Source organism: Corallincola luteus (assembly GCF_004336975.1).
In the GTDB taxonomy this organism is placed as follows: Bacteria; Pseudomonadota; Gammaproteobacteria; order Enterobacterales; family Neiellaceae; genus Corallincola; species Corallincola holothuriorum.
This window is the reverse complement of record NZ_SJXE01000015.1, coordinates 1-14,713: the sequence shown is the minus strand read 5'-3', so window position 1 is coordinate 14,713 and position 14,713 is coordinate 1. Positions and strand designations below refer to the sequence as shown.

12 protein-coding genes are annotated in these 14,713 nt (G+C 50.3%); 3 read left to right on the top strand and 9 right to left on the bottom strand.

Annotation, left to right across the window (positions count from 1 at the left end; genetic code table 11):
• Window positions 1–100 precede the first annotated feature (100 nt).
• Window positions 101–1,312 (bottom strand): hypothetical protein, encoded by a 1,212-nt coding sequence (locus tag EZV61_RS18510; protein ID WP_131417494.1) that lies wholly within the window; start codon window positions 1,310–1,312, stop codon window positions 101–103.
• 412 nt (window positions 1,313–1,724) lie between these two features.
• Between EZV61_RS18510 and EZV61_RS18505 the strand changes: the two genes are divergently transcribed.
• Window positions 1,725–1,937 carry a DUF2986 domain-containing protein gene (locus EZV61_RS18505; RefSeq protein WP_114339558.1) on the top strand — a complete coding sequence of 71 codons (213 nt, stop codon included), beginning with the start codon at window positions 1,725–1,727 and terminating at the stop codon, window positions 1,935–1,937.
• Between the two features lie 100 nt (window positions 1,938–2,037).
• Here the strand turns inward: EZV61_RS18505 and EZV61_RS18500 are convergent, their stop codons facing one another.
• The 8 genes from EZV61_RS18500 to EZV61_RS18465 form a co-directional block, all read right to left on the bottom strand.
• Window positions 2,038–3,312 carry a Xaa-Pro dipeptidase gene (locus tag EZV61_RS18500; protein ID WP_114339559.1) on the bottom strand — a complete coding sequence of 425 codons (1,275 nt, stop codon included), beginning with the start codon at window positions 3,310–3,312 and terminating at the stop codon, window positions 2,038–2,040.
• 221 nt (window positions 3,313–3,533) lie between these two features.
• Window positions 3,534–3,974 (bottom strand): hypothetical protein, encoded by a 441-nt coding sequence (locus EZV61_RS18495; RefSeq protein ID WP_131417492.1) that lies wholly within the window; start codon window positions 3,972–3,974, stop codon window positions 3,534–3,536.
• Between the two features lie 11 nt (window positions 3,975–3,985).
• Window positions 3,986–4,762, bottom strand: a complete 777-nt coding sequence (locus tag EZV61_RS18490) for a ChaN family lipoprotein (protein ID WP_131417490.1) — start codon at window positions 4,760–4,762, stop codon at window positions 3,986–3,988.
• 158 nt (window positions 4,763–4,920) lie between these two features.
• Window positions 4,921–8,382, bottom strand: coding sequence for a hybrid sensor histidine kinase/response regulator (locus EZV61_RS18485; protein ID WP_131417488.1), 3,462 nt, complete (start codon window positions 8,380–8,382; stop codon window positions 4,921–4,923).
• A gap of 36 nt (window positions 8,383–8,418) precedes the next feature.
• Window positions 8,419–9,129, bottom strand: coding sequence for an exonuclease domain-containing protein (locus EZV61_RS18480; protein WP_165569663.1), 711 nt, complete (start codon window positions 9,127–9,129; stop codon window positions 8,419–8,421).
• The gene (locus tag EZV61_RS18475; RefSeq protein ID WP_131417484.1) at window positions 9,126–10,964 is read right to left on the bottom strand and encodes a DUF294 nucleotidyltransferase-like domain-containing protein; all 1,839 of its coding nucleotides are present in this window, start codon (window positions 10,962–10,964) and stop codon (window positions 9,126–9,128) included. The genes EZV61_RS18480 and EZV61_RS18475 overlap by 4 nt, the downstream gene beginning before the upstream one ends.
• Before the next feature lie 80 nt (window positions 10,965–11,044).
• Entirely contained in the window at window positions 11,045–12,751 is a 1,707-nt protein-coding gene (locus EZV61_RS18470) for a sodium:solute symporter family protein (RefSeq protein WP_114339563.1), read from the bottom strand.
• A gap of 6 nt (window positions 12,752–12,757) precedes the next feature.
• Window positions 12,758–13,024: a DUF4212 domain-containing protein gene (locus EZV61_RS18465; protein ID WP_114339564.1), complete on the bottom strand. Its 267-nt coding sequence runs from the start codon at window positions 13,022–13,024 to the stop codon at window positions 12,758–12,760.
• A gap of 377 nt (window positions 13,025–13,401) precedes the next feature.
• Between EZV61_RS18465 and EZV61_RS18460 the strand changes: the two genes are divergently transcribed.
• A complete protein-coding gene (locus EZV61_RS18460; RefSeq protein ID WP_131417482.1) occupies window positions 13,402–14,247 on the top strand; it encodes an enoyl-CoA hydratase/isomerase family protein in 846 nt (281 codons plus the stop codon).
• A 68-nt stretch (window positions 14,248–14,315) separates the two neighbouring features.
• Window positions 14,316–14,713, top strand: a 398-nt coding sequence (locus EZV61_RS18455; RefSeq protein ID WP_131417480.1) for an SDR family NAD(P)-dependent oxidoreductase, incomplete at its 3' end; no start/stop codon positions are given.

The window sequence follows — 14,713 nt, the reverse complement described above, 5'->3', positions numbered from 1 at the left end:
TTGCCCGCAGATAGTCATGTGCGGCTATGAATTTTACTTCGCCATGCATCGTTAAATATGGTTAGCGATGCATGGCCGCTAATGCCTCATCTGTTTTATCTCAATCTTCCTTTTTGCATTCAGAAATACTCGGCCTTTTAACATCATCAGGTTTTTCTTCCGTTCTATTTAAACTGGAAGGTGCAGCCGTCATTACGGCTTCGGTCGCGGGATTTTCTAAGATCAGGCATTGCTGAGTTCTGTATTCCTTTTGTGTTTTAACTAATTCACTGATCAATTGCTTTCTTCTGAAAAAGTCATTTTCGACTTCCAGTGACAGTTTGATTGATTTTATCTGCTCAAATAGTTGAACACATCGATTCTTTCCTTTGGACTTAACTTGTATAACAAAGCCGTTGGCCGCAGAATCCGTCACTGAAATAATCAGATCTTCACTTTCGTCTTCAAATTTTTCACCAGCCCTTAATGCTGTCGGCGTTTTTAAATAGACCTCTGTCTCTCCCTGTACTTCATAAACAATGACCCCTTCGCTTACTATTCCTTGAGAAACCGCACTACTGCCATCGTATTCATCTATCGCAAGCCGACATTCAACTAAAAAATGACCCGGGCCGTTTTTTGACTCAATTCTGACGGCGGTAGCTCGCCATGAGGGGGCCGGCTGAAATAGGGAGACAGCGTGCAGCGTGTAATTTTTTGTTTTGCCTAATGGGTGAACTTTAATGGCATTGCTACTTAGCCAACCCATATGGGATTTTGTGTGTGCTGACGGGTGCGTGCCGCAGCCACATGCCATCACATCAAAGCGATTGAGCTGGGGGGAGACATTATATAGATCACCAAAATAGGTGACGATATGAAGCACTTCCATTGCCCACACGCCTATATTTTGCGTTCGACCCAGTTCTCTATCATCGAACATCGCGACCCTGGCGAAGTCCGAAACGCCATTGACTGCTGCACCGCCCATCCAGGCAAATCCGCCTCTATGTGGCCCAGTTGAGTGTGGCAAGACCGCTACCGCTAGGTCATACCCGTGATTGGGGGGAAGGGAATTCAGCGCGGCACCCATGGTGTCGTCATCACTGGCTTCAACGACCGGAAACACCGCTCCCTCAATGTGTGCTCTGCCGGACGACATGATTTGCAGGTAACGTTGTAATGAAAGGTCTAAACCTGATGCGGCGTCAGGGTCATAGAAAGCGCGGGCTTGGATTAGCTCAGTCCAGTTGGCTGGGGGTTCAAAATCAACTTGATTGTTCCAAACCGGTATAAACGCAATTCGACGAACACCATTCCATGTTTTAATCATCTTCCTATGTCCTATGGAAATGTTGAATAATTTCAATAGGATTAAACAATTCAAAGAGCTAGACAGTATATTTAGACGGCAACAAGTGGAGTAAAGAACTACAAATAAATTTAATCTTCACCTGACCTTTTGTGAGTTGAAAATATATTGAATATGACGCTGTCTTTAGTCTAATGCTATTCACGAGACTACCATTTGACGTGGGCGCTACAGGGTCAGTATAGGTGCTGGTATAGGGTTAACTAATAAATATTATGATTATAATTTTTGTTTAGATGTAACTTGTTGAAAGACATTGCGAAGAAAATGGTACATCTTAAAGTTTTCTAAAATTAGCCGTTTCTAAACATTCGCCATGCTATCAATAAACGCCTACAATACGCGCCAATCACGCTGCTAGAGCTTTACCCTTATGAACCGCAAAAAGAAGATAAATGAAACGCTGAAGAAGCGCCTGAAGCGCAAGGTTGATCGGCAGAAGAGTACCAATAAGCCGAGATACATCTCCAAGGCTGAAAGGGAAAAGTTGGCATTAGCTGAAGCGTCTGCCACAGAACAGAGTTCATCTAGCGCGGCTGATGTGGCTGATAGCAGTGACAATGCCGAGCCATCGGCAACAGATTAAGCGGCTCTTCGATATACCATCTATTGACGATTGAGATGGCCGTCGCCCTAACGGCACGGCTGACCATCTCGGTGCTATTTAAACGGTATTGGTGTGGTGACTACTGCTTATAAACCACGCCACCTTTCATGACAAAGCTGACGTTTTCAACGGTCGATATATCGCTTAGCGGGTTGCTGTCAACGGCGATGATATCGGCATACAGCCCTGGCTTAATCTCGCCTACATCAGCTTGCCAATTCAGCAGCTCTGCGGGTTTTATGGTTGACGCTTGCAGGGCTTGTATCGGTGTCATACCGAATTTCACCATGCGGGCTAGCTGTTTACCGTTGTCGCCATGGGGGTAAACACCTGCATCAGATCCTAAAACCACAAAGGCGCCGGCTTTTACTGCCTTGCTAAAGCTTTGACGTTGAATAGTGCCGACTTCTCGCTCTTTATTTAGGTTCTCTTCTGGTACGCCGTTGGCGGCACCTTCGGCAAGGGTGTATTCGGTATTGTAGATATCCATCGACAGCGCAGTGCCTTTAGCCTTGGCCATGGCGATGGTCTCTTTGTCGAGAAAGCTGGCATGTTCAATGGAGTCTACGCCGGCTTCAATGGCAAAACGGATCCCTTCGGTACCATGGGCGTGTGCAGCAACGATGCGACCATGAGTGTGGGCTTCATCCACGATCGCTTTCATCTCTTCCAATGTGTACTGGCGTTGGCCAACGACAGTCCCTTTGGAAAATACGCCTCCAGTGGCGCAAAACTTGATTAGGTCAACACCATACTTTACGTTGCGACGAACCATCTGGCGTACCGCCCAAGGACCATCGGCAACACCATCACCTTTTTGCTCAAATGAATGGTTGAGCACGTTGTCATCACAATGGCCACCGGTAATGCCTAGCGCAGGGCCCGATACTGCCATTCTTGGTCCCGGCACTTCTCCGGCATTTATCGCGTTACGCAGTGCTACGTCCTGAAAATCACTGGCGCCAACATCGCGCACGACGGTAAAACCCGCCATCAATGTTTTTTGCGCATTAACCACGCCACCAATGACGGCGCGGTGGGGGGACTGAAACAGTGGTGCGTAGAAGTTGTTATCCAACGTGCCCATCAGGTGGGTGTGCATATCCATCAAGCCGGGTATCAGGTATTTGTCTCCCAGATCGATGAGCTTGGCATCTTTCGGTAGCGTGGATTTATCCGCCGTGATCGCCGTAATTCGTTCATCTTGAATAACGATATAACGCTGTTTTAGTAGCTTGCCACTGCGCACATCGAGCATATGGTCTGCGGTGAGTACGGTGGTTGCCGCGTCTACAATGCCGGATATAGCACAACTTAGCGCCAGCATGATCCCTGTGACTGTTTTGCATTTCATAAATGAACTCTCTCTGGAATGTTTTTAACTTATTGTTTTAATTAGCTGCTTCGTTCTATTTACGACATCAGTTGCAGGCAGCTTCGTTTCAGCATGCCATGGGGAGGCAAGGTTGGGAATGGCTAATATGCTGGATCTTTGAGAGTGAGTGATGGGTTTGATTACGCGATGGGTGGCCAAACTGATGTTTGGCCTATTGCTGGATTCATGGGACGAAAAAACTAAGGTCTAATCTTAAATTTATATTGAGTTTCAAGTCTGCGAAGTAGACCGAGAGATCTCCAATCACCTGTATCTGCTGCTTTTCTACATGCATCTCTAGCCTCCCAAGGTTGGGCATTTACAATGTAGTGGTAGCATAGGTTTTCCAGATCATATTTCTCCTTCTCAGTCCATTGATGCTCTGCTTGCCTGATGGCAAGTTGTTCTATTTCCAACTTATTTAGAATTATCGGTGTCCGCCAAGCGCCAGCTTTAGCTGCTTTTAAGCATATATCTCTGGCTTTGAGTAATTGTTCTTTATTAACGTGGTATTCGCATGCAGCAGCCATTTGGTACAAATAACTGGGAGAGCTGATGTCATCGGTCTCGCCAGAGCTATTTGCTGCCGCATAGCCAGATAGTGACATCGCTAGCGATAAAACGATTGCACGTCTTTGCATAGGTTGCCGCCTTAGTTGGTTACATTAGTACTAGGCATGGGGACTTGAGGAAGGTGCAATATGAAATCGGCTCCATTTACGCCTCCACTGCTTTTAAAGAAAAAGCGCTTTTGATGTAATTGCTTTTGAAAGACCCAACTATGTTCGCTGTCTTCAGATGCTTCGTTGTCGCACTGAATTCGGGAAGTGCAATTAATTCCTCCGGCCAGGTCGATAACAATGCTGTGAGCACCAACTTGAGATAGAAGATTCTTTACGCCATAACCCAAGAAAGGGTCTGTTATGGCATGATAGTGGTTCATAAAAGCAATGATCTTTCCTGATGACAGAGTGTATTTTTGGATGATTGCGGTCATATGCTTGTTTCTGTTCAAGTGTTCTTCTTTTCCAGGGTTGGAGTTATCAATAAAGTGCTTATAGGGCATATCTAGGCCAACAATGGTTATCCCCATGCTCTGTGCTGCTTTCATTAGGTCAACGTAATAGCCTTTATTGCTGTAAAAGTACTCTTCCAGATGTGCGTAAAGCTCGGTTGCATGAGCGCCACTTTTTGAATACGCGGCTAATTTTTCATTTAGGTCAGATGGAAACTCTTCCATACCTAACTGGTTAAATCCCAGCTTTTTTAGTTGTTGAATGGCCTTGATTACTTCATGGGAGTGCGCACGATTCCAATGACCCGCTTCAGCGATGATCACGATTTTGGTAGATGGCCGAACCATCATGCGGTAGAGATTTTTATTAGGTGCAGAAAAAACGATATCGTTAGAGAGTGGTGGCTTGTTCATCTGTACATCCTTATACAGTAATCAATTGAGTTTTAAGTGATAATAGCATCCACGTAGCATGGTTTTATAACTGATGGAGAGTAAAAATACTACTATTTATGACGTTCTTGCTGGCTCTTCTCTTAGGAAGTTTATGGGCCTCTTTTAAGACTCTTTTGCTATGTAGAAGCATCATCATGTGAAACCACCAGCAAGCGAGATACCAGTGCGCGCAGCTTCGCTGGCTTAATCATTTTGCGCATAAAATGATAACCCTGCTTTTCCGTTTTCTGTGCTAATCCCGGTTCGCCAGCGGCGGTGATCAGTACGCCGGGTACGATAACGTCGGTATGTAGGCGGATCTGATCCATCAGGCTCAGGCCGTCCATCTCCGCTTCAAGTTGGTAATCGACCAACATCAGTTGCGGTGTTTGTTCGCTGGCGAGCGCGATGGCCTGTTTCGGGTTGTCGGCCTGTAGTACGTGGCAGCCCCAGCCCTCTAGCAGGGCGGTCATACCTTGCAGTACGGCGGGTTCGTTGTCGACACAGAGCACGGTCGCGCCAGCAAGCAGGTCTGCCACCGATGTGCTGGGAACAGCGGTTGCCATTTGCGATGGTGTTTGTTTGCTGCAGATCGGCACTGTGATGGCGAAGCAGCAACCTTGCTGTGGTTGTGAGCGTAGCGTTATTGTGTGCTTCATCAGCCCGGCCATCCCTTTGGCAATACTCAGACCCAAGCCTAAGCCACTGTCTGCCAACGTCGTATTCTGCTGTTGCACGCGAGTGAAGGGCTCGAAGATTGAGCTCTGCAACTCTTTCGCAATGCCGGGGCCATTGTCTATCACCTGGATCTGCAGCTGCTTGCCTTGGCGGCGAACGCCGAGCAACACTTTGCCACCGTGGGCATAGCGAAACGCGTTACCTAATAGGTTTTGTAAGATCCGGCGTAGCATTTTGGCATCTGTGGTCACTGAGAGTTGTGACGGCACATGGCGGAAATCGATCTGGTATTTGCAGGCGAGCGCAGAAAATTCGGTGACCAGTGAAGACAGCAGATCGACTAAAGAGGTACAGCTCAGTTGTGGTTTAAGCTTGCCGCTCTCTATCTGAGCGACTTCGACTAAATCCTGCAGCAGAACACTGGCATTACCTAAGGATTGTGTCAGCTTGGTCATTAATTCCAGCTGATCTTCCGACAGGGTATGACGCTCCTGCAATGCCGAGGCAAATAACCGCGCAGCTTCTAAAGGTTGCATCAGATCGTGGCTCACTGCTCGCATATACTGGCTTTTATTGGTGTGAGCGCGTTCCGCTATCTTCTTTTGCTGCGCCAGTTCTTGGTTGGCTGATTCAAGTTGCGAGGTTCGTGCTTGTACGCGCTGTTCCAGTACTTCGTTTGCCGCTTTGAGGAAGTTCTCCGCCCGACGGAAATCGGTGATGTCACTGAAGGTCATAACAAAACCGCTATTGGGCATCGGATTGCCCTGAATGCGGATCACGCGGCCATTGGGCAGTTGCCGCTCTGAGGTATGGGGGGTACGTTGGCTTAAGTGATAAAGTCGTTTCTTGATCTGTTGTTCGATATCTCCGTCACCACAGAAACCGCGCTCGGCATTGAAACGGATCAGTTTCTCGACCGGTTGCCCCACCTTCAGCAGCTCGTCAGGATAGTTAAAGAGATCGATATAGCGTTGATTCCAGGCGACCAGACGCAGGTGTTCATCGATCACCGAGATCCCTTCTCCTGCGTTATCGATAGCACCTTGCAGCATCGCCTGGCTGAATTGCAGTCGTTCACTGGAGGCGTCTTCGACAAATCTCGCAACGTCATCCACTAACAGCTCCCGCCCCTCGATCAACGAGTTCAGTAGCAGGCTGGCCGAAGAGCTGCCCATGACGCCAGCCAGCAGACGTTCGGTATGATTCAACCAGACTTGCGGTTGTTTTAATTGCTCTGCGGGGAGTTGTAACTTCAGGTCAGCAAAGCTTTGCAGGGCTTTTCTTTCGCCGATAAAACGTGCCGCTAATGCTTGTAGCTCACGGCGAGTCACCTGCTTGTGTTTTGGCGTGTCACCCGTGGCTTCATGGTGTTCTAAGAATTGGCCGATCTGGATCCGTTCGATCACGTTGGGACGACTGATTTGGCTACCTAACCATAAACCAAACACATTCAACATCAGGCTGATCAGGGTCACCGAGGCCGCGGAGTCAGTGGCTATGCCCATGGGGTCCTTCGGGATCTCGATCCAGCCGAAGTGGGGAAATACCAGTAGCGTGAGCCAACAGCCTAAGCCAAGGATTAAACCCAAGGTCACCCCTGTGCGATTAGCTTTTGGCCAGTAAAAAGCGGCCAACAAAGCGGGTGCCAGCTGGGCTAAGGCACCAAAGGCCATGTTACCTAAGGTGGCTAGTGTATCCGGAGGAGACAGGTAGTAGGCAAAGTAGCCGAGCACGATCACCGCCACGATCAATGAGCGGCGCAGATTCAGTAAGCCGCTACTGAATTGGTTAAAACTGTCATTGCGGGAGTTATCGCCGCGACGGAATAGCAGGGGCATCAGCAGTTCATTACTGATCATGGTGACCAGTGCCAACACGGAAACGATCACCATGGAGCTGGCCGCGGATATGGTGCCGAGAAACGAGAGAATGATTAGATTGTCTGCGCCGATGACGCTGGGTAACAACAGTGCATAACTGTCTGGTGCGACATTGCTACTTAGCAACGCCTTACCAGCAAGGCCAATGGGGATGGCAAACAGCGCAAAGACCAGCAGATAGAGGGGAAATAGCCAGCGCGAGCTGCGGGTGTCTCTTGGCGAGCGGCACTCAACCACCATCACCTGAAATTGTCGCGGCAAACAGAGGAATGCCGCCATCACCATCACCAACGAGGCCATGAATGAGGGCAGTTGCGCTGACAGGTCGATATTGTCGATGCTTTGTTGGGCGACCCGTTGCACGTCGATGCTGGGGCTGTCCAGCAGCAGAAAGATGGCGATGCCGCCGACGATAATGAACGCGCCTAATTTAAGTAGCGATTCAAAGGCGATAGCCAGCATCAAGCCCGGATGACGTTCGGTGACCGAGATATTGCGCAGGCCAAAAGCAAGCGTGAACCCTGCTAGCAGGCTAACCACAACCAGTGCGGCAAATTGCGGTGATGCTGAGTCAGGTGCCACGGTCAGCCAGCTTTGTACAATGGCCTTAATCTGCAGCGCGATGTAGGGGGTGGTACCGAACAGAGCAACCACGGTGACTAACATAGCCACCGGCTGTGATTTACCAAACCGCGCCGCGATAAGATCGGCGATGGAGGTGATACGCAGTTTGTGGCTGACGCGGATCATCCGCTGGATCAATGGCCAGGCAAACAGAAACAGCAGTATGGGTCCTAAATAGATCGGCAGATGCGCCAGCGGATCGGTAGAGGCCTGAGCCGCTGTGCCAAGAAAGCTCCAGGATGAACAGTACACAGTGAGTGATAAGGCATAGATGATGCCGCGCCACTGGCCACGAAAAACAATAATCTTTTTATCGCCGAGATAGGCCAGTAAGAACAGCAGGCCGATATAGCCGATACTAAAAAGAAACAGCAGCCAGTCTGAGAGTTGATGATCGGGTATTGGGTGATCAGGCATCGGCGTTGGTTATCACTTGTCGTGCATCAATGGTTATTATCTTGCTGAAAGTAAAGCAGAAACATCGGGTGCTTGCTGGTATCGATGACTCAATTGCGCAAAAAAGAGTTCCGCGCAGGCGATGGCGTCGGTTAATGCCTGATGGCCGTGATGGGCGGGCAGTTGGTAATCTTGCCGCAGTTCACTAAGGCGTAATCGATTGGGTGGTTGCTCGGGGTGGTGATAGCGCTGTATTGCCGCCGCCAAGTGCATGGTGTCGATCGCTGGAAGTGGCGGTACTAAGCCATATTCTGCCTGTAACGCTTGCCTGATGAACGCCAGATCCAGCTCTGCGTGGTGGATCAGCAGAATACGCCCCTCTGCTTGTTGCAGCAATTTCGGCAGCACTCCAGCCAATGCTTCACCGGCATTCACTGCGGTGTCAGTCAATTGATGGTGGACCGCGCTTTCACCTACTCCTCCTTTGGGTTGCACTATCCATTGTTGAGCGCCAGCAAGCTGTATACCTAAGTTGTCTATTGGCACGCAGCCGACCGATACGATTTCGCCCTTGTCCGGTGTCAGCGCGGTGAGTTCCAGATCCAGCGCCAGCAGTTTTGCCTCGGTAATATTGCCAGTGACCGCATCGGCAACCCCTTGGTAATAGTCCCGCAAGGGGGCGGGCAGCTGCGGGGATAACCGCTGACTTTGCCAACGAATCCAAGGCCGCCATAGCGCTAAGGGAAGCAGGTTCGCCAAGGCGTTCAACCGCGCCCTCCGGCAAATTTAAGCAAGATCGCCTGTTGGCAGCGGTCGAGCACGGCGAAGATATCTTTTAGCTGATGTTTATCGAATGGCGTTAGTTGGTCGACGGCCAAAAGATTGCCGCTGCTGCGCTGGTGCTGCAGATCGGTTTGTTGCTGTTGCTGTCTGAAGGTCAATAATCGTTGATAGCAGAGTGTCAGCTCATCTTTGTCTTGGCTGGACAGTTTACCCTGGTCGACAGCAGCCTCCAGGCGTTCGAGTGTTTGTACGGCTGGCGTACCAGAGGCCAAAGCATAAAGGCGGGCGACATCGGTGAGCAGTGAAAGCCCAGCTTTTTTCAGGTCAACACAGGCGCCTCGCAACGGATCTTTTTCGGTTTTTAGTTGGCCAAATAAGCCCAGTGGTGGGCTGTTGGCTGCAGCTACCTGTGCCAGCATGGCGAGGAACATCTGATTATTTTGGGTCTGCTTGGCGATCTGTTGGCTGAGAATGTCGGCTAACCCCATCTCACCAAACAAAGGGCGTAGGTCGAAGAAGATGTTTGATTTTAGCAATGCTTGTGGTGTGGGCTGCTGTAGCCACTTTTCAAATTTGCTTTGCCACTGCTTAACTGAGCCGCGCATCTCAGGGTTACTGGCCATAATATTGCCGGGGCAGGTGACCAAGCCACAGGCATTGAGGGCATCACACACCCAGCGGCACATCTCATCAAAATAGGCTGAATCACTTGCGCTGGGCTCCTGCGCCAGAAGCAGCGCGTTGTCTTGATCGCTGGCTAAGTGCAGCTCTTGTCTGGCGTGGCTACCAAAGACAACCCAACAATAGGCTTGTGGTGGTGGGCCAAAACGCGCTTCGGCTAATGCTAACAAGCGTTGTGTCACGCTATCGTATATTCCCGACAGTACAGCGCCGATGCGCTCGGGCTGGACATTGGCGGCCATCAGTTGGATCAGGAATTCTGGCATGCGTTTACAGCAACTAATTAGGCCTGCTAACTCGGTTTGCCGAGCGATCTCTCCGGCAATAAATATCGGTGATTGCTGCTGCAGTTGCATCAGATCGGTGGAGGTAATAATACCCACCAGTTGTTTGCCATCGATAATAGGCAGGTGATGTACCCGCTTTACCGACATCAGCAGTAGTGCGTCCATTACCTGCTGTTTTGCATCTACGGTATCGACGGGCGTGGACATCACCTGTTTGACTTGAGTGTCTGCTGGCAACCCCTTGGCGACTAAGCGGGCGCGAAGATCTCTGTCGGTAATAATGCCGAGTAGATGTCCGTTTTGCTGCACCGGCAGGCAAGACACGTGCAACTGGCTCATTAGATGAGCGGCTTGCTGTGCGCTGGCGTCGGGGCTGATGGTGACAGGCTCGCGGCGGATAAACTGCCGCAGTGACAGATTAAGTACCTGTTCCTGAATGGGGTTGTTGGCATGACGAAGGTAACGGGAGGAACTTTGCTGAATAAACTGCTTAAATACGCGATGCTCGGTCGCTAATGTTTGTGCATCCTGCTGAGAGAGGCGATATACCAGCGCATCTTCGACAATCGTTAGTTTGGCATCGTCGGGTAAGCCAGCCAAAGCCAGACCAAAACATCCACTTTCCTCCAGCTGATCGTAGAGCCGTAAATGCTTATCGGTTATCTTGGCGATGCCAGTACGAAGCCAGTAGATAGCCGGATCCTGCAATCGATCTGAGTGATCGCCAGCTTTTAGGTAGTGAATAGAAAATTGACTGACACAACGACGCAGCGCCTCGTCCGGAAGTCCCGGAAAAGGCGCTGCTTGTTGCATAAACTGGATGATCTCCGGAAACTGATCCGGGTCGTTCATCGCTGCTGCTCCTGACTCATAAGTTTAGTTATTGGCCTCAGCACTTCCCTGTGCCTGTTGGCTATTCAGTTACACCGTTTTTAGTGCGCGGTGGCTTCACCTGCACCTTTCGGGAAGCGGATGCTCTCCACCATATCCTGCACCTCTTGCGGTGTGGATTTAGTGATACGGCTGACCGCAATCGCTACAGCAAAGTTCAGTAACATACCCAGGGTACCAATGCCTTCAGGTGAAATACTGAATAACCAGTTTTCCGGCACGTTAGCGGCTGGGTTAATAAACTTAAAGTAGACGATATAGGCAGTAGTAAAGGTGATCCCTGCCAGCATGCCGCTGATGGCGCCCTCTTTGTTCATTGACTTAACAAAGATCCCCATAACGATGGCCGGGAAGAAGCTACTGGCGGCCAAGCCGAACGCGAAGGCGACCACCTGTGCGACAAATCCCGGCGGATTGACTCCAAAGTAACCGGCGACACAGATAGCCGCGGCGGCTGCCACTCGGGCGGCGAGCAGCTCTTGTTTATCGGTAATGTCTGGCATCAGGTTTCGTTTCAGCAGATCGTGGGATATCGACGTTGAGATAACCAGCAGTAATCCCGCCGCCGTCGATAGGGCGGCTGCCACACCACCGGCCGCAACCAGCGCTACCACCCAGTTCGGCAACTGAGCGATCTCTGGATTAGCCAGCACCATGATGTCGCGGTCGATCTTCATCTCGTTGCGTTCATCACCAGCGTAAAACATTTTGCCGTCACTATTTTTATCATCCCAACTGATCAGTCCGGTCTCTTCCCAGTTCTTAATCCAGGAGGGGGCTTCACTGTAGTTGGTACCTTGGGCTTCAGGACCATTGATCGTGGTGATCATGTTTACCCGAGCAAAGGCGGCAATGGCGGGGGCCGTGGTGTACAACAAGGCGATAAAGATCAACGCCCAGCCGGCACTGATGCGGGCATCTTTTACTCTAGGCACCGTAAAGAAGCGCACGATCACATGGGGTAGTCCAGCGGTACCCACCATCAACGCCGCGGTAATAAAGAACACGTCGATGGTACTTTTCGTCCCCTCCGTATACGCGGCGAACCCAAGTTCGGTGGACAAGCCATCGAGTTTGTCCATCAAGTAGACCCCAGGCTCAGACGCTAATTCGGCTCCTAGACCTATCTGCGGAAGAACGGTGTCGGTCATCATGATGGAGATAAATACCGCGGGGACCAGGTAAGCAAAAATCAGTACACAGTATTGTGCTACTTGGGTGTAGGTGATCCCTTTCATACCACCGAGTACGGCGTAGAAGAACACGATACTCATGCCGATGATCACCCCAAGCGTGATATCCACTTCAAGAAAGCGGCTGAATACCACACCGACGCCACGCATCTGCCCGGCGACGTAAGTGAAGGAGATGAAAATGGCGCAGATAACAGCCACGGTGCGAGCGGTTTGGGAGTAATACCTGTCACCAATAAAGTCCGGCACAGTGAATTTGCCGAACTTACGTAGGTAAGGTGCTAAGCAGAGGGCTAATAGCACATAACCACCGGTCCAACCTAATAGGTAAACCGCACCGTCATAACCCATAAACGAGATTAACCCCGCCATAGAGATAAACGACGCCGCGCTCATCCAGTCTGCCGCGGTGGCCATACCATTTGCTAGCGGATTTACACCGCCGCCAGCTACGTAGAACTCTTTGGTTGAGCCAGCTCTGGCCCATATAGCAATGCCGATATAGAGGGCAAATGACAATCCAACCAGAATAAAAGTCAGTACTTGAATATCCATGTCCGTTTACTCCTCGTGAACGCCAAATTTTTCGTCTAGCTTGTTCATCTGCCAGACATAGACAAAAATCAGTGCCACAAAGACATAGATGGCGCCTTGCTGAGCAAACCAAAAGCCCAGTTTGACCCCGCCAATGCGGAACGCGTTGAGTTGATCAACCAATAAAATGCCGAAGCCATAAGAGACTACAAACCAGACGCCGAGTAACCCCAGCATCAGTTTCAGGTTGGCTTTCCAATAGGCCGTTTTGGCCTCGTCCGATTCAAATGCCATTCCTTCCCCCAAAATTATTATCATCTTCTAGCAACCACGTTGTGCGGTCGCTTTTGGCAGTGAACCAAATCTAGACCTTGGAATGAAAACGGGGTATTGGACTTTAGTCGAAGAGGTAAAAGTTGAGTGTTGTTGCCGGATATGATTGATAGGTAAGAGACTTGTTTGCCGCGCGCCTAGTGGGTTGCGTTCGCTTTTCTATTTATGCTTTGTTCCCAAAGAGCTGACCGCACTACTGAACGCGTGTTGCGACTGATTATCAATAAAATCTAAAAACTGATTCTGGAATATTGTTCATTTTCAATAGACCGACTCGTAACTAACCTTATCGCTGTACTCACAACTATCGCCACCGATAACCAGTTAAGGGAAAGATTATGAGTTACCAAGGCTTTACTACATTCAATGCGGTCGCTGACAGCGGCATTCTTACTGTCACATTCGACTTCGGCCCGGTTAACGTGCAGGGGCAAGAGATGCTGGCCGATCTGAATACGCTGGCGCTGCGCTTAGAGCGTGACCGCGATATCAAGGTGGTGGTGTTTCAGTCGGCTAACCCGGATATTTGGGTGTGTCATTACGACACCAACCTGCTGAAAGAGATGTCGACAGAGGCGGTGTCTCGCGATGAAGCAAAGCTATTGGATCTGCAAGCGGTGCTGGAGCGGATCAGTAAACTACCACAGGCCACCATTGCCAAGCTGGAAGGATATGCCCGTGGTGGCGGTCACGAGTTTGCGCTGGCTTGCGATATGCGCTTTGCTGCGCGGGGCAAATACAAACTGATGCAGATGGAAGTGGGTATGGGCATCTTGCCTTGTGGTGGCGGAGCATCACGTATGGCACGCCAGGTTGGTTTGGGCCGCGCACTCGAAATTATCCTCAGTGCCCGTGACTTTAGCGCCGACGAAGCCGAAGCCTATGGCACCATCAACAAAGCACTGGAGCCGGACGAGATCGGCGAATATGTCGACACCCTGGCTAAGCGCATTGCACAGTTCCCAGCCGAATCAATTAACGCCTGTAAGCAAGCGGTGTATGAGTCTATCGATAAGCCGATAGCAGAAGCGCTGAAAGCGGAAGCCTACTGGCTGTATCAGGCCACCAGTAAAACCGCCGCAATTAAGCGTTTTACTGTTGCAGATGAAAAAGGGCTGCAGTTTGATATCGATAATCAGCACAACTGGCCAGATTTAGTGATGCAGGTTCAGGATATCAACTAAGTTAAACAGGCTTGAACGGTGCGATCCGCGCACCGTTCGACACCGTAGGATTAAAGAGAGAACGCAACATGCAGAAAACCATATTGATTACCGGCTCGACCGATGGCATTGGCCTAGCCACGGCCAACATGCTGTTGGCACAGGGCCACAGGATCCTGCTTCATGGCCGAAATGCCGACAAACTCAATAAGGTAAAAACCGAACTGGCCGCGCAGGCCGTGAATAACGGCTCGGTAGCGGGGTATGTGGCCGATCTTTCTGATATGGCAGGTGTGGAAGCGCTGGCCACTGCCGTTGCCGCTGACCTAACGGCAAAGCATCAAACATTAGATGTACTGATTAACAATGCTGGCGTGTTCAATGTGCCTAACCCTATGACGCCTGCTGGGTTAGATGTCAGGTTTGTAGTGAACACCCTGGCACCCTATCTGCTCACCCAGAAGCTGTTACCTGTGTTGGCGAAACA

Coding starts and splice junctions, on each gene's coding strand:
- EZV61_RS18510 (WP_131417494.1), bottom strand. CDS start 1,312: ATGATTAAAACATGGAATGGTGTTCGTCGAATTGCGTTTATACCGGTT.
- EZV61_RS18505 (WP_114339558.1), top strand. CDS start 1,725: ATGAACCGCAAAAAGAAGATAAATGAAACGCTGAAGAAGCGCCTGAAG.
- EZV61_RS18500 (WP_114339559.1), bottom strand. CDS start 3,312: ATGAAATGCAAAACAGTCACAGGGATCATGCTGGCGCTAAGTTGTGCT.
- EZV61_RS18495 (WP_131417492.1), bottom strand. CDS start 3,974: ATGCAAAGACGTGCAATCGTTTTATCGCTAGCGATGTCACTATCTGGC.
- EZV61_RS18490 (WP_131417490.1), bottom strand. CDS start 4,762: ATGAACAAGCCACCACTCTCTAACGATATCGTTTTTTCTGCACCTAAT.
- EZV61_RS18485 (WP_131417488.1), bottom strand. CDS start 8,382: ATGCCTGATCACCCAATACCCGATCATCAACTCTCAGACTGGCTGCTG.
- EZV61_RS18475 (WP_131417484.1), bottom strand. CDS start 10,964: ATGAACGACCCGGATCAGTTTCCGGAGATCATCCAGTTTATGCAACAA.
- EZV61_RS18470 (WP_114339563.1), bottom strand. CDS start 12,751: ATGGATATTCAAGTACTGACTTTTATTCTGGTTGGATTGTCATTTGCC.
- EZV61_RS18465 (WP_114339564.1), bottom strand. CDS start 13,024: ATGGCATTTGAATCGGACGAGGCCAAAACGGCCTATTGGAAAGCCAAC.
- EZV61_RS18460 (WP_131417482.1), top strand. CDS start 13,402: ATGAGTTACCAAGGCTTTACTACATTCAATGCGGTCGCTGACAGCGGC.